Genomic DNA, 20887 nt, shown 5'->3' on the forward strand with positions numbered 1-20887 from the left:
CGATGTCCTTTCCCCTGCTGACAGTCACGGCGGCCCTCCCGGCCGTCGGGGCGATCGCCACGGCAGCCGTGCCGGCCGCGCAACGCACCGCGGCCAAATGGCTGGCGCTGCTGGTCTCGCTGGCCACGCTCGGGCTGGCGATCGCGGTCCTGGTCCGCTTCGATCCCGACGGCGACCGCTACCAGCTCACCGAGTCCCATTCCTGGATCGCGGACTTCGGCGTCCGGTACGAACTGGGCGTGGACGGCATCGCGGTGGCGCTGATCGCGCTGACCGCCCTGCTGATCCCGTTCATCATCCTCGCGGGCTGGCACGACGCCGACCCGCTGGAGACCGGCAGCAGCCGGTGGCGGCCGACACAGGGCTTCTTCGCCCTGATCCTGGCCGTCGAGGCGATGGTGATCATCTCTTTCGAGGCCACCGACGTCTTCCTCTTCTACATCTTCTTCGAAGCCATGCTGATCCCGCTGTACTTCCTGATCGGCGGCTTCGGGGACCGGGCGCACGAGCACGGCGAGAAGACGGCGGCGACCCAGCGGTCGTACGCCGCGGTGAAGTTCCTCCTCTACAACCTGGCCGGCGGTCTGATCATGCTGGCCGCGGTGATCGGGCTGTACGTGGTCGCCGGGAACTTCTCGCTCACGGAGATCGCCGAGGCCCGGGCCAACGGCTCGCTGGGCATGGCGACCAACACCGAGCGCTGGCTGTTCCTCGGCTTCTTCTTCGCCTTCGCGGTGAAGGCGCCGCTGTTCCCGCTGCACACCTGGCTGCCCAACGCCATGGGGGAGTCGACCGCGCCGGTCGCCGTGCTCATCACGGCGGTCGTCGACAAGGTCGGTACCTTCGCGATGCTCCGCTTCTGCCTCCAGCTCTTCCCGGAGGCCAGCAAGTGGGCGACGCCGGTCATCCTGGTCCTGGCGGTCATCAGCATCATCTACGGTGCGCTGCTCGCGGTCGGCCAGCGCGACATCAAGCGGCTGATCGCCTACGCGTCGATCTCGCACTTCGGTTTCATCATCATGGGCATCTTCGCGATGACCAGCCAGGGCCAGTCCGGCGCCACGCTGTACATGGTCAACCACGGCATCTCGACCGCCGTGCTGATGCTGATTGCCGGATTCCTGATCTCGCGGCGCGGCTCGCGGCTCATCGCCGACTTCGGCGGTGTGCAGAAGGTCGCCCCGATCCTGGCCGGCACCTTCCTGATCGGTGGCCTCGCGACCCTCTCCCTGCCGGGCCTCGCGCCCTTCGTCAGTGAGTTCCTGGTCCTGGTCGGCACGTTCACCCGTTATCCGGTGATCGGCATCATCGCCACCCTCGGCATCGTCCTCGCCGCGCTCTACACCCTCGTCCTCTACCAGCGGACGATGACGGGCCCGGTGAAGGCCGAGGTGAACGGGATGCCCGACCTGCGGGTGCGCGAGCTGGTGGTGGTGGCACCGCTGGTGGCGCTGCTGATCTTCCTGGGCGTCTTTCCGAAGCCCGTGACGGACATCGTCAACCCGGCGGTGGAGCAGACCATGTCCGACGTACACAAGACGGACCCCCAGCCTGAGGTGGAGGCGGCCAAGTGAGCGCATCAGCCGTCCACAGCCTGTGGACAACGGCGGCGACGGCGGCCGACCCGATCGCCAAGATCGACGCACCGAAGATCGAGTACGGGCAGTTGTCGCCCGTCCTCATCGTCCTCGGCGCGGCGATCATCGGAATCCTGGTCGAGGCCTTCGTGCCGCGCAGGTCCCGCTACTACGCGCAGATGTTCGTGTCCGCCGTCGCCCTGATCGCGGCGTTCGCGGCGATCGTCGCGCTCGCGGCGGGCGGGTACGGCACGACCAAGGCCGGAATCGCGGCGATGGGCGCCGTCGCCGTCGACGGACCGGCCCTGTTCCTGCAGGGCACCATCCTGCTGACCAGTCTGGTCGGCCTGTTCACCTTCGCCGAGCGGCGCCTCGACCCGGAGGTGCACGGCAACCGCGTCGACTCCTTCGCCGCGCAGGCCGCCGCGGTGCCCGGCAGCGAGAGCGAGCAGAAGGCGGTCAAGGCCGGCTTCACCACGACGGAGGTCTTCCCGCTCCTCCTCTTCGCCGTCGCCGGCATGCTGGTCTTCCCGGCGGCCAACGACCTGCTGACGCTCTTCGTGGCACTGGAGGTCTTCTCCCTCCCGCTGTACCTGCTGTGCGCGCTGGCCCGCCGCAAGCGGCTCATGTCGCAGGAGGCGGCGGTCAAGTACTTCCTGCTCGGCGCCTTCGCCTCGGCGTTCACCCTGTTCGGCATCGCGCTGCTCTACGGCTACGCGGGCTCGATGTCGTACGGCACGATCGCCCAGGTCGTCGACGGCACCGTCCAGAACGTCACCCCGGCGCTCGCCGACACCATGGGCAACGACGCGCTGCTGCTCGTCGGCTCCGCGCTGGTCGTCATGGGCCTGCTGTTCAAGGTGGGCGCCGTGCCGTTCCACATGTGGACGCCGGACGTGTACCAGGGCGCGCCGACGCCCGTGACCGGCTTCATGGCGGCGGCGACCAAGGTGGCCGCCTTCGGCGCCCTGCTCCGCATCCTGTACGTCGTCCTGCCCGGCCTGCGCTGGGACTGGCGGCCGGTGATGTGGGGCGTGGCGATCGTCACGATGCTGGCCGGCGCGATCGTCGCGATCACGCAGACCGACATCAAGCGGCTGCTGGCGTACTCGTCGATCGCGCACGCGGGCTTCATCCTCGCCGGTGTCATCGCGACCACGCCGGAGGGCATCTCGTCCGTCCTCTTCTACCTGGCCGCGTACTCCTTCGTCACGATCGGCGCCTTCGCGGTCGTCACGCTGGTCCGCGACGCGGGCGGTGAGGCGACGCACCTGTCGAAGTGGGCCGGGCTCGGCCGCAGGTCGCCGCTGGTGGCGGCGGTCTTCGCGGTGTTCCTGCTGGCCTTCGCCGGTATCCCGCTGACCTCCGGGTTCTCGGGGAAGTTCGCCGTGTTCAAGGCGGCGGCGGAGGGCGGTGCGGCCCCGCTGGTCGTGGTCGGTGTGATCTCGTCGGCGATCGCGGCGTTCTTCTACATCCGCGTGATCGTGCTGATGTTCTTCAGCGAGCCGCGCCCGGAGGGCCCGACCGTCGCGGTGCCGTCACCGCTGACGATGACGGCGATCGGCGTGGGCGTGGCGGTCACGGTGGTGCTCGGCGTGGCGCCGCAGTACTTCCTGGACCTCGCCGGTCAGGCGGGGGTGTTCGTGCGCTGACGCCGCGCTTGCGTCACTTGCGGCTGTGGTCCGGCCCTTCTTTGAGGAGGTGCCGGACCACAGCCGTCTGTGCTGGTGCTACTCGCCGCCGCGACGCGCTTTGACGGCGGTCAGATCCAGGTCCATCGGGAAGGGCGCGCTCACCTTCATGCGTTCGCGGAAGATGCCGACGCTGGTGTAGGCGCCGGTGGTCGGCTCCAGCTCGAAGGCGTGGACGACGGCGAGCCCCTTCTCGTTCTCCACCCGCCAGTAGTGGGCGATGCCCGCCCGGGCGTACTTCAGGGGCTTGGTCTCGCGGTCGCGGGAGACCGATTCGGGGGAGACGACCTCGACGGCCAGGATGACGGCCTCGGCGGGGAAGCGCGTCTGCCCAGGATCCTGGACTACGTCTTCCCGCACGACGATCACGTCCGGCTCGGGTCGGTTCTGCCGGTCGATGTCGATGGTGAACTCGCGGATGACGTCGAACTCCGCCGGGGCGAGAGAGTCGAGCTGCCGCTCGAAGAAGCTCACAGCACGTGAGTGGAAGATGGTCTGCGGACTCACGAAGACGAGGCTCCCGTCGATCAGCTCCGTGTGCGGAGGCAGGTTCGGAAGCCGGTCCAGGTCGTCCGCGGTCCAGCCGCCCTCCGGCGGGGTCGGCCAGTCGGGCGCGGACGCCTTCGGTTCGACGCTCATCAGTGCTCCCATGGGACGGAGTCTCGCGGGTGCAATCAGACTATCCGCCGGAAACGGGCGGGTCTCCCGCGAACGTGTGAACGATCGTCGTGTCCTTGACGAGGGTCGCGTCGGGCAGCCTGTGGATAACTTCGGGGCTGTCGGTGCGGACCCCTATCGTTGAGGCAGTGGTCGGGGCAGGACGGACCAGACAGACCGGACGGGCGAGGCAGTACGTACGGGCGAGGCAGTACGTACGGGGGACCAGACGATGGGCGGGACGGGCGTGATCGGCGAGATGACAGAGACGGCGCAGGTGAGGGACGGGGACAGCGAGGCGCTGGCCACCCTGCACCGGGTCTTCGGGTACGACGCCTTCCGCGGCGAGCAGGAGGCGGTCGTCGAGCACGTGATCGCCGGCGGGGACGCCGTGGTGCTCATGCCGACCGGCGGCGGGAAGTCGCTCTGCTACCAGATCCCGTCCCTGGTCAGGCCCGGCACGGGCATCGTGGTCTCGCCGCTGATCGCGCTCATGCAGGACCAGGTCGACGCGCTGCGGGCGCTCGGCGTGCGGGCCGGGTTCATGAACTCCACGCAGGACTTCGACGAGCGGCGCGTGACCGAGGCCGAGTTCCTGGCCGGCGAGCTGGACCTGCTGTACCTGGCGCCCGAGCGGCTGCGCCTGGACAGCTCCCTCGACCTGCTCTCCCGCGGCAAGATCTCCCTCTTCGCCATCGACGAGGCGCACTGCGTCTCCCAGTGGGGCCACGACTTCCGGCCCGACTACCTCGCCCTGTCGCTGCTGGGCGAGCGCTGGCCGGACGTGCCCCGGCTCGCGCTCACCGCGACGGCCACCGACGCCACCCACCGCGAGATCACCGAGCGGCTGCACATGCCGTCGGCGCGGCACTTCGTGGCCAGCTTCGACCGGCCCAACATCCAGTACCGGGTCGTGCCGAAGTCCGACCCCAAGAAGCAGCTCCTGGGCTTCCTGCGCGAGGAGCACCCCGGCGACGCGGGCATCGTCTACTGCCTCTCGCGCAACTCCGTCGAGAAGACCGCCGAGTTCCTGTCGCGCAACGGCGTCGAGGCGGTGCCGTACCACGCGGGACTGGACGCGGGCACCCGCGCGGCGCACCAGTCGCGGTTCCTGCGCGAGGAGGGCCTGGTGGTCGTTGCCACGATCGCCTTCGGCATGGGCATCGACAAGCCGGACGTGCGGTTCGTCGCCCACCTGGACCTGCCGAAGTCGGTCGAGGGCTACTACCAGGAGACCGGCCGCGCGGGGCGGGACGGTCTGCCCTCCACGGCCTGGATGGCATACGGCCTCAACGACGTCATACAGCAGCGCAAGCTGATCCAGTCGGGCGAGGGCGACGAGGCGTTCCGCCGCCGGGCCCAGTCCCACCTGGACGCCATGCTCGCCCTGTGCGAGACCGCCCGGTGCCGCCGTGGCCAGCTCCTCGCCTACTTCGGGCAGGACCCGGACCGGGCCGGCTGCGGCAACTGCGACACCTGCCTGACCCCGCCCGAGACCTGGGACGGCACGGTGGCGGCGCAGAAGGTGCTGTCGACGGTGGTGCGGCTGAAGCGCGAGCGGGGGCAGAAGTTCGGCGCCGGGCAGATCATCGACATCCTGCTGGGCAAGCGCACCGCCAAGGTGATCCAGTTCGATCACGATCAGCTCTCCGTGTTCGGCATCGGCGAGGAGCTGACGGAGGGCGAGTGGCGGGGCGTCGCCCGGCAGTTGCTGGCCCAGGGCCTGCTCGCGGTCGAGGGGGAGTACGGCACGCTGGTGCTGACCGAGACCAGCGGTGAGGTCCTGCGGCGGGAGCGTGAGGTGCCGCTGCGCAAGGAGCCCAAGAAGCCCGCCGCGGCCAAGTCGGCGGGCGGCGGACGCGGCGAGCGCAAGGCGAAGACGGCCGCCGCCGAGCTGCCCCAGGAGCTGGCCCCCGCCTTCGAGGCACTGCGCGCCTGGCGCGCGGAACAGGCCCGCGAGCAGGGCGTCCCGGCGTACGTCATCTTCCACGACGCCACCCTGAGGGAGATCGTCACCGTGTGGCCCACCTCGGTCGGGCAGCTCGGGGGCATCACCGGGGTCGGCGAGAAGAAGCTGGCGACGTACGGGGAGGGTGTGGTCGAGGTGCTGGCGGGGCTGGAGGGACCGGCCGCCGAAGCCCCGGAGCCCGGGCCGGCCCCCTCGGCAGCCCCGGGCACCGGTGCCGCCTCCCACTCCGGCGCGGGCGACTGGCCGGACCACGAGCCGGAACCCGAGCCCGACGACTGGATATAGGAACGCGCCGGGGGGAATCCTCCGCGTCCGTCGACGGCGTCACAGCGCCCGGGCCGCGTACGCCCTGACGTCGGCGTCCGTGTCGCCCGTGACCGTCGCGAGTGCCGTCCGGGCGTCCTCGGTGGCGGCCGTGTGCCGGGTCAGGGCGAGGACGGCCGCCTTGCGGACGTCGGCGTTCCGGTCGGCGAGGGCCTTGGCGAGGACGGGGATCGCGCGGTCGGAACCGGCCGCGGACAGCGCGGTGGCCGCGCCTGCCCGTACCTGCCAGGCGGGGTCGGACAGCGCGGTGACCGCACGGGCCGCCAGGGGGGCGGGGCAGCCCGTGTCCGCCAGGGCGGCCAGGGCGGCGCCGCGGACGAGGACGTCGGGGTCCTCGGTGAGGCGGTCGAGGGGGCTGCCGGTGCGAGGCACCGCCCGCAGCGTCCCCAGCGCCTTGGCGACGGCGACCCGCACCTCGCGGGACGGATCCTCGGCGGCCGGGGAGAGCGACTCCGCGGCGTCCAGCGAGACCAGCCCGCGCACCGCCTCGATGCGCACCGGGGCGTCGGGGTCGCTCAGCGCGGCGGCGAACGTGTCGGCGTGACCCAGCCGCAGGTTGCGCAGCAGGTCGAGCGCGGTGGCGCGGACGACGGGGTCGGTCCGGGCCAGGGCTTCGGCGAGGGACTCGCCCAGGGCGGGCTCGGGCGTCAGTGTCTCGGCCAGTTCACGCAGGGAGGCGGCCGCGGCGGCGCGTACCTCGCCGTCGGGATCGGACAGGGCGGCGGCGAGCGCCGGGCCGGTACCCGCCGGGACGGTCTCGGTGAGCACGGTGACCGCCGTGCGCCGGACGCCCGGTGCGGGATCGGACAGGTACGGGCGGAGGGCGGAGAGGTCGGGCTCGTTCTCGGCCAGGGCGAGCAGTTCCAGCAGCCTGGGGGATCCGGCTGTCCCGGGCTCGGCGGCCGTGGCGGCCGTGGCGGCCGCGGTGACCGTGGTGGCCGTGGGGCGGGCGCCGGTGGCGAGGGGCGCGGCATCGCGGTCCCCGGCCGTCGCCACCGGCTCCGGGTGCACCTCGCCGAGGTGTCGGGAGGGGCCGCCGACCGGCGTGAAGTCGTCGATGGGAACCAGATACGGAGCCACGGGACGTGCCGTGAACTCCATCGCACCGGAGGGGGACTTGTGCAGATCGAGGTGGTGGAACCAGGACGCGTCGTCGCGCTCGGGGAGGTCGACGCGCTCGTGGTACAGACCCCAGCGGGACTCCGTGCGGGCCAGGGAGGACCGGGCAGCCATCTCCGCGCAGTCGCGGATGAAGGTGACCTCGGCGCAGCGCATCAGCTCGTGCGGGGTGCGGGCGCCCATCGCCGAGATGTCCGTGCGCATCCGCTCGAAGGACTCCAGGGCAAGCGACAGCCTGGCACCGGACTTCGGCGGCGCCACGTAGTCGTTGACGAAGCGCCTCAGCTTGTACTCGACCTGGGGCTGCGGCGGGCCGTCGGGGTTGCGCAGCGGGCGGTAGATCAGCTCGTGCGCCTCGCGCAGTTGTTCCGACGGAAGGTCACCCGCGTAGGCCGAGTACCGGGCGGCGTCCGCGCCCGCCAGGTCGCCGAAGACGAACGCGCCGATCATGTAGTTGTGCGGCACGCAGGCCAGGTCACCGGCCGCGTAGAGGCGGGGGACGGTGGTGCGGGCGTGGTCGTCGACGCGGACGCCCGAGGCGGAGTGGCCGCCGCACAGCCCGATCTCGGAGATGTGCATCTCGACGTCGTGGGTGCGGTAGTCGTGCCCGCGGCCCGCGTGGAAGGTGCCGCGGGTCGGCCGCTCGGTGGAGTGCAGGATGGACTCCAGGGCGGAGACCGACTCCTCCGGGAGATGACTGAGCTTCAGGTAGACCGGCCCCCGGTCGCTGGCGACCTCCGCCGCGAACTCGGCCATCATCTGGCCCGACCAGTAGTCGGAGTCGACGAAGCGTTCGCCGTGCCGGTTGACCTGGTAGCCGCCGAAGGGGTTGGCGACGTAGGCGCACGCCGGGCCGTTGTAGTCCTTGATCAGCGGGTTGATCTGGAAGCACTCGATGCCGGTCAGTTCGGCACCGGCGTGGTAGGCCATGGAGTAGCCGTCACCGGCGTTGGTGGGGTTCTCGTAGGTGCCGTAGAGGTAGCCGGAGGCGGGCAGACCGAGCCGGCCGGCGGCACCGGTCGCGAGGATCACGGCACCGGCGCGGACGGTCACGAAGCGCCCCGTGCGGGTGTTGAAACCCGCCGCGCCCACCGCCCGTCCCTCCGTCGTCAGGACCCGCACCGGCATCACACGGTTCTCGATGCGGATGCGCTCGCGCATCTCGCGCCGCCGCAGCTGCCGGTACAGGACCTTCTTGACGTCCTTGCCCTCCGGCATCGGCAGTACGTAGGAGCCGGACCGGTGCACCTGGCGGACGGCGTAGTCGCCGTGCTCGTCCTTCTCGAACTTCACCCCGTACGACTCCAGCCGCTGGACCATGGCGAAGCCGCGGGTGGCGGTCTGGCGGACGGTGGACTGGTCGACGATGCCGTCGTTGGCGCGGGTGATCTCGGCGACGTAGTCGTCGGGTTCGGCGCGGCCGGGGACGACGGCGTTGTTGACGCCGTCCATGCCCATGGCGAGGGCGCCGGAGTGGCGGACGTGGGCCTTCTCCAGCAGCAGTACGTTCGCACCGTGCTCGGCGGCGGTCAGCGCGGCCATGGTGCCGGCGGTGCCGCCGCCGACGACGAGGACGTCGCAGGAGAGTTCTTCGGCGTCGGTGAGGGCGGGGATCTCCACCAGGTGGCCTTTCAGGTGCCGAGGGATGTCAGGACGTCGCGCCGCAGCGCCACGCGGGCCGGGTCGTCGTGCGCGATGCGGTCCCGGGGGCGGGGCACGTCGCGCACGTCGGTCAGGCGGCCGGTGCCGAGCAGGGCGACCCGGTCGCCGAGGTACAGGGCCTCGTCCACGTCGTGGGTGACGAAGACGACGGTGGCTCCGGCGCCGTGCAGCACCTCCACCAGCAGGTCCTGCATGCCGGCACGGGTCTGGGCGTCCAGGGCGCCGAAGGGCTCGTCCATCAGGACGGCACGGGGACGCCCGGCCAGCGCGCGGGCCAACTGTGCGCGCTGGCGCTGTCCGCCGGAGACGCGGTGCGGCAACTGCCGGGCCTGGGAGGCGAGTCCGACCCGTTCCAGCCAGGCCGTCGCCTGGTCCCGGCGTTCGGTGCGGGGCACGCCTTGGACGGCGAGCGGGAGTTCCACGTTGGCGCGCAGGGTGCGCCAGGGCAGGAGGGCGTCCTCCTGGAAGACCAGCGCGCGGTCCGTCCCCGGGCCGTCGATCGGGCGGCCGTCCTGTTCCGCCGTCCCGGCCAGCGGCGGCAGCAGACCGGCCAGCGTGCGCAGCAGCGTCGACTTGCCGCAGCCCGAGGGCCCGACCACGGTGAGGATCTCGCCGGGGGAGACGTCGACGTCCACACCGCGCACCGCGGCGGCGTCCGGGCGGCCGAGGGTGGCGTCGCGCAGGGTGAGCCGGGTGCCGCGGGGAGACGCCCCGGTTTCCCTCGCGGTCGCGGTCGCGGTCGCGATCGAGGTCTCGGTCTCAGTCTCAGTCTCGGACGAGGTGCTCATCACGTGCCTCCTCGGGACGGGCGCGGGTGTCCTTGCGTACGGCGGAGGTGCCGACCAGCGGGGGCGCCGCCCCGGACCGCGAGGTCTTCGGGCGGGCGGCGGGGCCCTGTGCCGTGCGGGGCAGCCAGCGGGTCAGGCGGCGGCCCAGCAGTTCCACGGCCGTGGAGGTCAGCCAGCCGAGTACGCCGATGGTGACCATGCCGACGAAGACGCCCGGGTAGTCGACGACCGTGTAGTCCTGCCAGGTGCGGTACCCCACGCCGTACTGACCGGAGATCATCTCGGCGGAGATCACACAGATCCACGAGACGCCGATGCCGACCGACAGACCGCCGAAGACACCGGGCAGCGCGCCCGGCAGGACCACCGAGCCGAGGACCCGCCACCGGCCGCCGCCCATGGTGCGGACCGCCTCCTCCCACACGGGCGTCAGCGCGCGTACCGCGTGCCGGGTGGAGACCAGCACGGGAAAGAAGGCGGCGGTGCAGGTGATGAAGACGATGCCCTGCTCGTTGGAGGGGAACAGGAGGATCGCCACCGGGACGAGGGCGATGGCGGGAATGGGCCGGACCACCTCCAGGACCGGGCCGAGCAGGTCCTCGGCCAGCCGCGAGCGGGCCACGAGCACACCGGTGGCCACGCCCAGGACGGCGGCGAGCAGGAAGCCGGTGAGGATGCGGGTCAGGCTGTCGGTGAGGTCGGTCCAGTAGTCGGGCCCCGTCAGCCGGTCGGCGAAGGTGCGGGCCACGTCGGTGACGGTCGGGAACTGCGAGAAGCGCAGCCACAGGTCGATGTCCTGGCTGGTCAGCAGCTGCCACAGGCCCAGGGCCAGCGCGAGCGAGGCGATCCGCAGCCCGTACCGGGCGGAGCGGTTCACGACGCCCGCTCCAGTGCCTCGGCATACGGGACGACGCGCGCTCCGCCGTGCCCGGCGACGTACGCCTGCGCGGTCTCCGGTGTGACGAAGGGCAGCAGGCCGCCGCCGTCGGCCACCCACACCGCCCGGTCGGCGAACCACAGGGTGCCGGTGGTGGTGTCGGGGACGTACGCGGCGCGGACCTCCTCGCGATGTCCGGCCACGTGCCGCAGCAGCGCCGTGGGGGAGGAGAAGGCCAGGGTCTTCTGCGCGCCCTTGGGCCAGACCTCGCCGGCCGGTTTCGGGGGCGCGGAGGCGAGCCGCTCGGCGTACTGGGCCGGGCCGAGCGCCTTCTTCACGTACTGGTCGTCGACGAAGGCGTCCACGTCCACGTCGCCGGTGAGCTTCGCGTCCTTGAGGATCGAGACGTCCTTCTTGAGGGCCGCGACGAGCTGCGGCTTGATCGCCGGGTCGAAGGTGGCGATGCCCTGGGCGCCGTTGTAGAGGTAGACGGTCTCCGCGGGCAGACCGGTGGCCTTCGCGACCTTCTCGGCGGCCGCCACGGGGTGCGCGGCCAGGTAGTCGGTCGCCTGAGTCTGAGCCTTCAGGAAGGCTTCCAGCACGGCGGGGCGCTTCTTCGCGAAGTCCTCGGCGGCGGTGACGCCGTGGAACGTGGGCAGGTTCAGCCGTGCCCCGTCGTACAGCGCTTTCGCCTTGCCCTGCTGGGCGAGCAGGCCGGGCCAGGCGACGAACTGCGACAGGGCGTCCGCGCTCCCCGAGTCCAGGGCCGAGGCGCCCACCGCGGGCTGCTGGTTGAGCTTCTCGATGTCCTCGGCGGGGTCGAGGCCGGCGCGTTGGAGGGCGCGGACGAGGGTGCCGTCGGCGGCCGAGCCGACGCTCGTCGAGACCTTCTTGCCCTTGAGGTCCTTCAGGGAGGTGAGGGAGGAACCGGGTGCGATGACGATGGTGTTCAGGCCGCCGCGGAGGTTGTAGCCGGTGACGGAGACCAGTCGGGTCGGCTTGCCGAGCTGCTTGCCGCGGGCCGCGTTGATGAGCAGGGGGAAGTCGCCCATCGAGCCGATGTCGATCTTCCCGGCGGTCATCTGGGCGGTGATGGGCGCGCCGGTCGCGTAGTCCTGCCAGTCGACCTTGTAGGTGACGCCGTCGCCGAGGGAGTTGAGCTGCTTCTCGAAGTGGCCGAGGGAGCGCAGCAGGGTGCCGGCGGTGACCGTGTTGATCGTCCTGGACTGGTAGCCGACGGTCACGGTGACCGTGGAGCCGTCCCCGTCGGCGGAGGCGTCACCGCCGCAGGCGGTGACGGAGAGGAGCAGGGCCACGGAGGCAGCGGTGGCGGGCAGGGCGGGCAAGGCGGGCAGGGGGAGCGTGGTGCGTTTCGGTTTCATGGGGAGTCGGCCTCTCACCGGAGCAGGTAGGGCATGTTGACCGTGACCGCCCCGGTGGGGCAGCGGGCGGCGCACGGGCCGCAGTACCAGCACTCGTCGACGTGCATGTACGCCTTGCCGTTGCGCTCGTCGATGGCGAGGGAGTCCAGCGGGCACATGTCCACGCAGAGCGTGCAGCCTTCGATGCACTTCGACTCGTCGATGGTCACGGGCACGTCGGCCCGCTGGGGCGCCAAAGGCATGGCTGTCTCCAGGGAGGGTGCGCGAAAGGGTGGTGAGGGGGACTACAGGGACCGGTGCAGCAGGCCGCTCATCGCGATGCGGTCACCGCGGAAGCGGACGAACTCCAGGTCGACGGGGCGGCCGTCGGCGAGATGGGTGAGCCGTTCCAGCATGAGGACCGCCGTGCCGCGCGGGGCCTCCAGTACGGCGGCGGAGTGCGCGTCGGCGGTGACGGCCTCCAGGGTGATCTCGGCGTGGCCGAGTGGCCGGCCGGTGACGGATTCCAGGAGCCGGAAGACGTCGGTGTTCTCCAGGTCGGCGCCGAGCAGGTCGGTGCCGATGTCGAGGGGGAGGTAGGTGAGGTCCAGGGAGAGGGGGACGCCGTTCAGGCGGCGCAGGCGCTCGATGTAGAGGACGTCGGCGCCGGGTGGGACGCGGAGGCGCTCGGCGACCGGGGCGGGGGCCGGGACGGGGACCGTGGTGCGGACCTCGTTGGTGACGCGGCCGTGTTCGTGCAGGGTCTCCGCGAGGCCCATCAGACGGTCCAGCCCGTGGGCGTACTTGCGGCCCACGACCACCGTGCCGATGCCGGGCTGCCGGGCCACGAGGCCTTCGGCGCGCAGCAGGTCGAGCGCCTGGCGGACAGTGTTGCGGGTGGTGTCGTAGTCGGCGGCGAGGGTGTCCTCGTGGGGGAGGGTGCCGTCGGGGAAGGCGTCGTCGAGGAGCTGGCGGCGCAGCAGATCGGCGAGTTGACGGGCCCGGTCGGCGCGCAGCCGGCGCCGCGTGCGGTGGGCGGCGACGGTGGTCGCGCCCTGGCCGGCGTGGTCTCGGATGCGGTCGGTGGGCGGCATGGCTGGAACCATACCTATCCGGTCGGATTAGTGGTGTTGCTGGAATGTTGCGCCACCGGGGGCTCCGCCGGTCGCACGGGTGAGCTGCGGTTTCTCTTGAGGGTGGGGGAGTTCTGCCACCGGGGGTCTTCCAGCCGGGGGTCTTCCTGCGCGGGTCGCTCCCTGCCGGGGGTAGCGAGGTGCCCGTACCGGGGCGGGCGCCGTCAGGCCAGGGCCGTCAGGCCCGGGGCGAAGGTGATGAGGAGGGGGATGAGCGGGACCAGGGCTGCTGTCGCCGTGGTCAGGGCCCGGTGACGGCGGGGCAGGCGAGGGCGGGGTTCCAGGAGGCGGTCGACGCGTTCGCCGAGGAGGCGGTGACTGGAGGCGCAGGAGAGGACGCCGCGGTGTTGGTTCAGCTCGATCAGGGCCAGCGCGGTGGTCAGGTGGCCGCAGCGGCGGGAGGCGGTGTCGTCGGCCGAGAGCTCGACCAGGCGGTGGGTCTGGTCGCAGAAGTGGGCGAAGAGCGGGACGCTCGGAAAACCGGTGGCCAGGGCGGTCGACAGGTGCAGCAGCCAGTCGTGGCGGGCCCGGGCGTGGCCGCGCTCGTGGGTGAGGACGGCGTCCAGCTGATGGTCGGTGAGGCGGTGCAGGGCGCCGGTGGTGACGATCAGCTGGGGCGGGCTGCCGGGCATCCACCAGGCGTCCGGGTACTCGTCCTCCAGAACCAGCAGGGGACCGCGGGCGGCCGGGAGCCCGGCGGGCAGGTCGGGGGCGCGCTCGCGCAGGTGGGCGCGGGACCGGGCGCGCCGGCGGCGGGCCTCGACGAGTTCACGCGCGAGCATCGCGGTCGTCCAGGCGGCACCCGCCGCCAGCAGCAGGGTGAGAGCGGCCGCCCAGACCGGGCCGGCGGAGAGGTTGTACGCCGCGGTCACCGCGGGCGGCGCCGGCGCGAAGAGCTGGGCGCGGACGGTCCCGAAGACGGCGGTGGCGCCGAGGGCGAGTGCCGTCAGGCAGCACAGCAGCACCGTCGCGACCAGGCACTGCCACACCCACAGCCCGACCACGGGATCCCGCTCGGGCCACGCGGAACGGGTCAGCGCGCGGGGCACCGGCACCGCGGCGGTCACGGCGACGACGAACAGCAGGAGCAGGCAGACGGTCATGCCACTGGCTCCGGATCCTGGTCGAAGGATGGGCGGCTCTGGCTGTACAGGGGTGGTGCTGGGCCGGGCCGTGCGCGCACACCGCCCGACGCCAGTATGACGGGGCCGGGCGGTGTGAGTCAGGTGTCGGCGGACACCGTTTCCGGAACCTGGGCGTACGGACCTTGGACGTACGGACCTTGGGCGTACAGGCCCCGCATTCCGTCGGACGCAGCGTCGGGCGTACCGTCAGGCGCCCTGCCCGACGCCCTGCCCGACCCCCCGGCCGACCACTCGCCCGGTCACCTCTCCCAGTCCCACCCGGACACCGTCCGGTCCCGGGGCCCAGGCCGACAGGGTCACCACGTCGCCGTCCTCCAGGAACGTCCGCTTGCCGTCGGGGAGTTCCAGCGGGTCGCGGCCGTTCCAGGTCAGTTCGAGCAGCGACCCCCGCTCCCGCTCGGTGGGCCCGCTCACCGTGCCCGAGCCGTAGAGGTCGCCGGTGCGCAGCGAGGCTCCGTTGACCGTCATGTGGGCCAACTGCTGGGCGGCCGTCCAGTACATGGTGGAGAACGGCGGCTCGGAGACGACGTGGCCGTTGACGGCGACGGAGATCCGCAGGTCGTAGCCGCCGGGGTCGTCCTGGTCGGTGTCCGTGTCGTCCAGATAGGGCAGCAGCTCGTGCGTGCGCTCGGGCGGCGCCACCCGGGCCTCCTCCAGCGCGTCCAGCGGCGTGATCCACGCCGACACCGATGTGGTGAAGGACTTGCCGAGGAACGGACCGAGGGGGACGTACTCCCAGGCCTGGACGTCCCGCGCGGACCAGTCGTTGAGCAGGCAGAGCCCGAAGACGTGCTCGCGGAAGTCGCCGAGCGCGACCGGACTGCCCAGTTCGGACGGCACACCGACCACGAAGCCGACCTCCGCCTCGATGTCGAGCCGGACGGACGGGCCGAAGACGGGTGCGGCGTCGGCCGGGGCCTTGCGCTGCCCCGACGGGCGTACGACGTCCGTGCCCGAGACGACGACCGTGCCGGAGCGGCCGTGGTAGCCGATCGGGAGGTGCTTCCAGTTCGGGGTGAGGGAGTCGGCGGCGTCGGGGCGGAAGATCTGGCCGACGTTGCGGGCGTGGTTCTCGGAGGCGTAGAAGTCGACGTAGTCGGCGACCTCGAAGGGCAGGTGCAGGGTCACCGACGACAGCGGGTGGAAGAACGGCTCCAGGGCCTCGCGGTGGGAGGGGACCGTCACCCACGCCGTCAGCGCGCGCCGCACGTCCGACCACGCCGTGCGCCCGGCCGCCAGCAGCGGGTTGAGGGTGGGCTGCGCGAGGAGGGCCGCGTACGGCGAGCCGAGCGCGTGGGCCGCCGCACCCGCGTCGAGGACGTGGTCGCCCAGCCGGACGCCGACCGTCCGGTCCGTGCGGTCGAGCGAGCCGGGGATCGAGAACACGCCGTACGGAAGGTTGTGCGGGCCGAAGGGGTCGCCCTCGGGGACATCGAAGGGGGGCATCGGGTGCTGCCTCGCTTTCGTGCTCGCCATGTGCGCCGTGCGCGCCGTGTGCGCCACGCGATCGGTGTGCGTCGCGTGACACGTGGTCGGGCCACACGTTACGGGTGACGTGCCGCTGTTGGGCAGTGCGACCGAAGGCGGCGGGGCCCGGGACGCGATCTTGGCGCCTGCGGATGGTCGGCGTGCCATGTCGCTGCCAACCGGGACACAGGCCCTGAACCGGCTTTAGCCGATGATGTGTCAGGATTCGGACATCATCGGGCCTCTTCGTGCAACCCCGTGCGGGTTCGAGCGCACTCGCTACGCCCTCGTTCGGAAGCGGTCACGGGTGAGTCGGACGGGTGCGGTGTCCGTATTCTCTGATCATGGACCGCACCGCATATTCACTCGTCGCCACCGACCTGGACGGCACGCTGCTCCGAGGCGACGACACCGTCTCCGACCGGTCGCTGGCCGCGCTGGCGCGGGTCGCCGGGGCCGGTGCGCGGCACCTGGTGGTGACGGGGCGCCCGGCACCCCGGGTGCGCTCCCTGCTCGACCGGCTCGGCTGCACGGGGCTTGCGGTGTGCGGACAGGGCGCGCAGGTGTACGACGCCGGCGCGCACCGGATGCTGTGGTCGGTCACCCTGGACCGGGAGCTGGCCGAGACCGCGCTCGGCAAGATCGAGGCCGAGGTGGGCCAGGTGCACGCCGCCGTGGACCAGGACGGCGTCGACGGGCTGACCCTCATCGAGCCGGGCTACCTGATGCCCCACCCGACGCTGCCCGCGGTGCGCGTCGAGCGGCGTGCGCAGCTGTGGTCCACGCCGATCAGCAAGGTGCTGCTGCGCCACCCCGAGCTGACCGACGACGAACTGGCGGCGACGGCTCGCGCGGTGGTCGGTTCCCTCGCGACGGTCACCATGTCGGGGCCCGGCACGGTGGAGCTCCAGCCCTGCGGCATCACCAAGGCCACCGGTCTGGCGCTGGCCGCCGAGCACCTGGGTCTGGAGCGGCGGCGGACGATCGCCTTCGGGGACATGCCCAACGACATCCCCATGTTCCAGTGGGCGGCCCACGGTGTCGCCATGGCCGGTGCCCACCCCGAACTCAAGGCGGTGGCCGACGAGGTCACCACGACGAACGAGGACGACGGCGTGGCCGTCGTCCTCGATCGGATCTTCGGTACTTCTTGATGCGCTGCCGCTCGGTGCGCTGCCGCGTGACGCGCTACCGCGGCGGGGCGGCTCAGTACGCGCTGAAGACGTTGTCCATCGAGCCGTAGCGGTCGGCCGCGTAGTTGCAGGCGGCGGTGATGTTGGCGACCGGGTCGTACGGGTCCCAGGAGGTGCCCTCGACGTGGTACGCCTGGAAGGTCGGGTCGATCACCTGGAGCAGACCCTTGGACGGGGTGCCGTTGATGGCGTTGATGTCCCAGTTGTTGATGGCGAGCGGGTTGCCGGAGGACTCACGCATGATGTTGCGGTGAATGCCCTCGTAGGTCCCGGGGATGCCGTGCTGGGCCATGATGTCGAGCGACTCGCGGATCCAGCCGTCGAGGTTGTCCGGGTAAGTCGTGGCCGCCGTGGTGGCGGTCGTGGCGGCGGCCGGGGTGGCCGCGGAAGCGGTGGTGGCGCCGATGAGCGGCAGCGCGAGCACCGCGGCACCGGTGCCGGCCACGGCGAGCTTGCGGGCGAGGCGGCTGGTGCGGGCGTGACGGTTCTGACCGTTGGCAGACATGCGATGTCCCTCTCCTTACGCCTACGAGGTGAGCTGTCGGGTTCGGGCGGGGAGGTGCCCGGCCGTGCCCTGACGGGTACGGCTTCACCCCGAGCCGCTCCGGTGGTGACCGGTGCGGCGACTTACCTGGGTCCCCCGCTCCTGCCTGCGAGTTTGTTGGGTGGATGACTGTGCGACGGGCGGTGGCAGGATTCGGCGTCCACCCGACAGGCCGGGAACGTATGCGAGAGCACATGTCCGGAACAAGTGCAGGAATCACCCAACATGCCTGTTGACCTTGGTCTGAGGCCTTTGAGGCTCTTGATCCTTTGCTGCTGTCAATCCCCAACTGGCTTGCGGGGCAAAGGGAGGGCACAGGTTCCGACGGGGTTGCCTGCGGGGCGTCCGGAGTGAGCCAACTCACTGGCTTCAACAAGTACGGCAAATAGGGCATTAACCCCAACTAGGGGTCAACCGGCCGCGGGTGGGGACGGCTTCGGGTGTCGAGCCGGGAGGGGCGGGAAGCGGGGAAGGGGAGAGGGTGCGAAGGGAGAGGGTGCAGAGGGGGAGGGTGCGGAGGGGGGAGCGGGGAGGAGGCGGGCTTGTCGATCGGGTGACGTTCTCGAAGTGCGGGCCGTTGGGAGGAGTGGTGGGATCTTCGGTGGCGGCTCCGGCCCGTTCGCCCTCCGGCTCCGGCTCGTCCCCTCTGGCGATATCAATCAAAATCTGCTCATATCACCTGATCAAAAACATACCGTTCATGATCCGATACCGACCAGCCTGTAACGGTGGGCGCTAGCGGTGATCGAAACGTGACCGGATACGCTGACTTGAGTGGTGGCAGCGACCTATCGACAAACCAGGTAATCGCCAGTAGACACCAGCAGACAGGAGACCCCTCGTGACCGTCGTCGGGCCGTTCGGGCTGAGCGTGCGGGACCAGGCTCTGGAAGTCGATGTCCAGGCCGGATTGGTTGCTGTCGAGGAAGGGTTGCTTGAGGCAACCAAAAGCGAGGTGCCGTTCATCACGGAGGCCGCCCAGCACCTGGTGCGGGCCGGCGGGAAACGGTTCCGGCCGCTGCTGGTGATGCTCTCGGCCCAGTTCGGAGACCGCTACGCCCCCGGGATCGTGCCCTCGGCCGTGGTCGTGGAGCTGACCCACCTCGCCACGCTGTACCACGACGACGTGATGGACGAGGCCGCCGTGCGGCGCGGCGTAGCCAGTGCGAACACCCGCTGGGACAACTCGGTCGCGGTCCTCACCGGCGACTTCCTGTTCGCCCGCGCCTCCCAGATCCTCGCCGACCTCGGCCCCGAGGCGGTCCGCGTCCAGGCCCTCGCCTTCGAGCGGCTGGTCACCGGTCAGATCCTGGAGACGGCCGGCCCGCAGGACGGCCGCGATCCGGTCGACCACTACCTGGACGTGCTGGGCGGCAAGACGGGCTCCCTGGTGGCGGTCTCCTGCCGGTTCGGCGCGATGATGTCCGGCGCCGACGAGACGGTGGTGGACGTCCTCACCCAGTACGGCGAGCGGCTCGGCGTCGCCTTCCAGCTCGCGGACGACGTCCTGGACATCGCCTCCGACTCCGACGAGTCCGGCAAGACGCCCGGCACGGACCTGCGTGAGGGCATCCCCACTCTGCCCGTACTGCGGCTGCGCGAGCGGGCGGCCCGGCTGGGGCTCGCCGAGGACATCGCGCTGTGCGAGCTGCTCGACTCCGACCTGAGCGACGACGCGCGGCACGCCGAGGCGCTGCGCCTGCTGCGCGCCCACCCCGCGCTGGAGCAGGCCCGCCGGGACACCGTCCGGTACGCCGAGGAGGCCCGGGCCGCGCTGGCCCCGCTGCGGGAGTGCGACGCGAAGGCCGCGCTGGTGGAGCTGTGCGACGCGGTGGTCCACCGGGCCGGCTGACCGCACCCCGCGGTCCGTCGCCGCCCCGCGGTCCGTCGCGGTCCCCTACGGGCCGGGGGAGTCGGCACCCCTGCGTGTCATCCCGCAGGAGTAGGCGGAGTTGAGCCCGCGGTCTGACGCTTGTGCTCCGGCGATTTGGTCAGATGGACACCACGGAAAAACACCAATCCTCACCGATTCGGGTGAGAATGGCGGCTCACGGGTGAACGAGTGCGAGGTCGCGAGACAGCCGCCGCCGACGACGGAGGTAGGGCACACATGGCACCGATCGATTCCGACGACAACACGACCGCCGGGGAGGGCGAGGAGCTGCGGGCCGGACGGCGCAAGGCCGCGCGGTACGTCGTCCCGGTCGCGGTGATGGGAGTGGCGGCCGCGACGATCGGGCTCGTCCCCGCGCTCGCCGACTCCGGCGACCCCGACCTGCCGAAGGTCACGGCGGAGCAGCTCATAGAGAAGATCGCCAAGTCGGACGTCCAGCAGCTGTCCGGCACGGTGCGCATCAACACCGACCTGGGTCTGCCGGACCTCGGCGGGCTGGAGAGCGGCCTGATGTCCGGGATGTCCGGAGGTCCGGGTTCCGGCGGCGATGACGAGGGCTCCGCCGCCGACCCCTCGGCCAAGCTCACCGAGCTGGTGTCCGGCAGCCACACGCTGCGCGTCGCGGCCGACGGCCCCGACCGGCAGAAGCTGTCCCTGCTGGAGAACGCCGCCGAGTACAGCCTGATCCACAACGGCAAGGACGTCTGGGGCTACGACAGCGAGTCCAACGAGGTCTACCACTCCACCGCCCCCGACGGCGCCGAGCGGCCGGAGAAGGACGTGCCGGCCACTCCGAAGGACTTCGCCGATGAGGCGCTCAAGTCGGTCGACGACACCACGTCCGTCACCGTCGGCGGCACCGCGCAGGTGGCCGGCCGGGACGCCTACCGCTTGGTCGTCGAGCCCAAGCAGGAAGGATCCACGGTCGGTGCGATCACCGTGGCGGTGGATGCCGAGACCGGCACGCCGCTGAAGTTCACCCTGACCCCGGCGAGCGGCGGCGCCGCCGTCGTGGACGTGGGCTTCACCAAGGTCAGCTTCGCCAAGCCGGACGCGTCCACGTTCGACTTCACGCCGCCCGAGGGGGCCAAGGTCACCGAGGCCGACGAGGCCGGTGAGCGGGCCAAGGCCCCGGAGCACGGGCGCGGGGCCGAGGGCGACCTCGCCGAGGGGATGGACGGCCTCGAGGTCATCGGCGAGGGCTGGAACTCGATCGCCACCTTCGACACCGGCGCCCAGGGCGGCCTGCCCACGGCCTCCGCGGGCGGCGACCTCGGCGGCCTCGGCGGCTTCCTCGGCTCCTTCGGCGACCAGGTCAAGGGTGACTTCGGCTCGGGCACGGTCTTCAAGACCCGCCTGGTCAACGCCCTGATCACGGACGACGGCAAGGTCTACGCCGGTGCGGTCACCAAGGACGCGCTGGTGAAGGCGGCCGACGCCGCCAAGTAGGACCTGCGCAGCATCCCCACCCGTACGGCGAAGAGGA

16 protein-coding genes and 1 riboswitch are annotated in these 20887 nt (G+C 71.5%); of the genes, 6 read left to right on the plus strand and 10 right to left on the minus strand.

The features are described from left to right. Positions 1–2 precede the first annotated feature (2 nt). Together ACZ7MF_RS02165 and nuoN are read left to right on the plus strand one after the other, a co-directional pair. Positions 3–1574, plus strand: coding sequence for an NADH-quinone oxidoreductase subunit M (locus ACZ7MF_RS02165; RefSeq protein ID WP_471473998.1), 1572 nt, complete (start codon positions 3–5; stop codon positions 1572–1574). After that, complete coding sequence (gene nuoN / locus ACZ7MF_RS02170) at positions 1571–3229, plus strand: NADH-quinone oxidoreductase subunit NuoN (RefSeq protein WP_471474000.1); 1659 nt, start codon at positions 1571–1573, stop codon at positions 3227–3229. Before ACZ7MF_RS02165 ends, nuoN begins: the two co-directional genes overlap by 4 nt. A 78-nt stretch (positions 3230–3307) precedes the next feature. Here the strand turns inward: nuoN and ACZ7MF_RS02175 are convergent, their stop codons facing one another. Continuing rightward, on the minus strand, positions 3308–3907 hold the full coding sequence (locus tag ACZ7MF_RS02175) for a Uma2 family endonuclease (protein WP_471474001.1): 600 nt from the start codon (positions 3905–3907) through the stop codon (positions 3308–3310). A gap of 250 nt (positions 3908–4157) precedes the next feature. Between ACZ7MF_RS02175 and recQ the strand changes: the two genes are divergently transcribed. Beyond that, complete coding sequence (gene recQ / locus ACZ7MF_RS02180) at positions 4158–6179, plus strand: DNA helicase RecQ (RefSeq protein WP_471474002.1); 2022 nt, start codon at positions 4158–4160, stop codon at positions 6177–6179. A gap of 39 nt (positions 6180–6218) precedes the next feature. Here recQ and ACZ7MF_RS02185 read toward each other — a convergent pair whose 3' ends face one another. The 8 genes from ACZ7MF_RS02185 to fahA form a co-directional block, all read right to left on the minus strand. Then, complete coding sequence (locus ACZ7MF_RS02185) at positions 6219–8957, minus strand: fumarate reductase/succinate dehydrogenase flavoprotein subunit (protein ID WP_471474003.1); 2739 nt, start codon at positions 8955–8957, stop codon at positions 6219–6221. An 11-nt stretch (positions 8958–8968) separates the two neighbouring features. Continuing rightward, positions 8969–9787 (minus strand): ABC transporter ATP-binding protein, encoded by an 819-nt coding sequence (locus ACZ7MF_RS02190; RefSeq protein WP_471474005.1) that lies wholly within the window; start codon positions 9785–9787, stop codon positions 8969–8971. Then, on the minus strand, positions 9765–10664 hold the full coding sequence (locus tag ACZ7MF_RS02195; protein WP_471474007.1) for an ABC transporter permease: 900 nt from the start codon (positions 10662–10664) through the stop codon (positions 9765–9767). The genes ACZ7MF_RS02190 and ACZ7MF_RS02195 overlap by 23 nt, the downstream gene beginning before the upstream one ends. After that, positions 10661–12046 (minus strand): ABC transporter substrate-binding protein, encoded by a 1386-nt coding sequence (locus tag ACZ7MF_RS02200; RefSeq protein ID WP_471474009.1) that lies wholly within the window; start codon positions 12044–12046, stop codon positions 10661–10663. The genes ACZ7MF_RS02195 and ACZ7MF_RS02200 overlap by 4 nt, the downstream gene beginning before the upstream one ends. Before the next feature lie 14 nt (positions 12047–12060). Next, positions 12061–12288, minus strand: a complete 228-nt coding sequence (locus tag ACZ7MF_RS02205) for a 4Fe-4S dicluster domain-containing protein (protein ID WP_030145386.1) — start codon at positions 12286–12288, stop codon at positions 12061–12063. Between the two features lie 42 nt (positions 12289–12330). Next, on the minus strand, positions 12331–13119 hold the full coding sequence (locus tag ACZ7MF_RS02210) for a GntR family transcriptional regulator (RefSeq protein WP_471474010.1): 789 nt from the start codon (positions 13117–13119) through the stop codon (positions 12331–12333). Between the two features lie 203 nt (positions 13120–13322). Further along, positions 13323–14261, minus strand: a complete 939-nt coding sequence (locus tag ACZ7MF_RS02215; RefSeq protein WP_109035760.1) for a M56 family metallopeptidase — start codon at positions 14259–14261, stop codon at positions 13323–13325. Positions 14262–14489: 228 nt separating this feature from the next. Beyond that, positions 14490–15749, minus strand: a complete 1260-nt coding sequence (gene fahA, locus ACZ7MF_RS02220; RefSeq protein WP_471474012.1) for a fumarylacetoacetase — start codon at positions 15747–15749, stop codon at positions 14490–14492. 365 nt (positions 15750–16114) lie between these two features. On the opposite strand from fahA, the gene ACZ7MF_RS02225 reads away from it, so the two are divergent. After that, on the plus strand, positions 16115–16924 hold the full coding sequence (locus tag ACZ7MF_RS02225; RefSeq protein WP_471474013.1) for an HAD family hydrolase: 810 nt from the start codon (positions 16115–16117) through the stop codon (positions 16922–16924). 52 nt (positions 16925–16976) lie between these two features. On the opposite strand, the gene ACZ7MF_RS02230 is transcribed toward ACZ7MF_RS02225, so the two are convergent. After that, a complete protein-coding gene (locus ACZ7MF_RS02230) occupies positions 16977–17468 on the minus strand; it encodes a transglycosylase SLT domain-containing protein (RefSeq protein WP_127895025.1) in 492 nt (163 codons plus the stop codon). A gap of 4 nt (positions 17469–17472) precedes the next feature. Beyond that, a riboswitch (cyclic di-AMP (ydaO/yuaA leader) is annotated at positions 17473–17641 on the minus strand. Positions 17642–18348: 707 nt separating this feature from the next. On the opposite strand from ACZ7MF_RS02230, the gene ACZ7MF_RS02235 reads away from it, so the two are divergent. Together ACZ7MF_RS02235 and ACZ7MF_RS02240 are read left to right on the plus strand one after the other, a co-directional pair. Beyond that, positions 18349–19359, plus strand: coding sequence for a polyprenyl synthetase family protein (locus tag ACZ7MF_RS02235; protein ID WP_471474015.1), 1011 nt, complete (start codon positions 18349–18351; stop codon positions 19357–19359). Positions 19360–19617: 258 nt separating this feature from the next. Further along, on the plus strand, positions 19618–20850 hold the full coding sequence (locus ACZ7MF_RS02240; RefSeq protein ID WP_471474016.1) for a LolA family protein: 1233 nt from the start codon (positions 19618–19620) through the stop codon (positions 20848–20850). Positions 20851–20887 lie beyond the last annotated feature (37 nt).

This window comes from Streptomyces sp. NPDC111628 (assembly GCF_055635195.1).

Coding starts and splice junctions, on each gene's coding strand:
- ACZ7MF_RS02175 (WP_471474001.1), bottom strand. CDS start 3,907: ATGAGCGTCGAACCGAAGGCGTCCGCGCCCGACTGGCCGACCCCGCCG.
- recQ (WP_471474002.1), top strand. CDS start 4,158: ATGGGCGGGACGGGCGTGATCGGCGAGATGACAGAGACGGCGCAGGTG.
- ACZ7MF_RS02190 (WP_471474005.1), bottom strand. CDS start 9,787: ATGAGCACCTCGTCCGAGACTGAGACTGAGACCGAGACCTCGATCGCG.
- ACZ7MF_RS02225 (WP_471474013.1), top strand. CDS start 16,115: ATGGACCGCACCGCATATTCACTCGTCGCCACCGACCTGGACGGCACG.
- ACZ7MF_RS02200 (WP_471474009.1), bottom strand. CDS start 12,046: ATGAAACCGAAACGCACCACGCTCCCCCTGCCCGCCTTGCCCGCCCTG.
- fahA (WP_471474012.1), bottom strand. CDS start 15,749: ATGCCCCCCTTCGATGTCCCCGAGGGCGACCCCTTCGGCCCGCACAAC.
- ACZ7MF_RS02205 (WP_030145386.1), bottom strand. CDS start 12,288: ATGCCTTTGGCGCCCCAGCGGGCCGACGTGCCCGTGACCATCGACGAG.
- ACZ7MF_RS02215 (WP_109035760.1), bottom strand. CDS start 14,261: ATGACCGTCTGCCTGCTCCTGCTGTTCGTCGTCGCCGTGACCGCCGCG.
- ACZ7MF_RS02210 (WP_471474010.1), bottom strand. CDS start 13,119: ATGCCGCCCACCGACCGCATCCGAGACCACGCCGGCCAGGGCGCGACC.
- ACZ7MF_RS02165 (WP_471473998.1), top strand. CDS start 3: ATGTCCTTTCCCCTGCTGACAGTCACGGCGGCCCTCCCGGCCGTCGGG.
- ACZ7MF_RS02240 (WP_471474016.1), top strand. CDS start 19,618: ATGGCACCGATCGATTCCGACGACAACACGACCGCCGGGGAGGGCGAG.
- ACZ7MF_RS02230 (WP_127895025.1), bottom strand. CDS start 17,468: ATGTCTGCCAACGGTCAGAACCGTCACGCCCGCACCAGCCGCCTCGCC.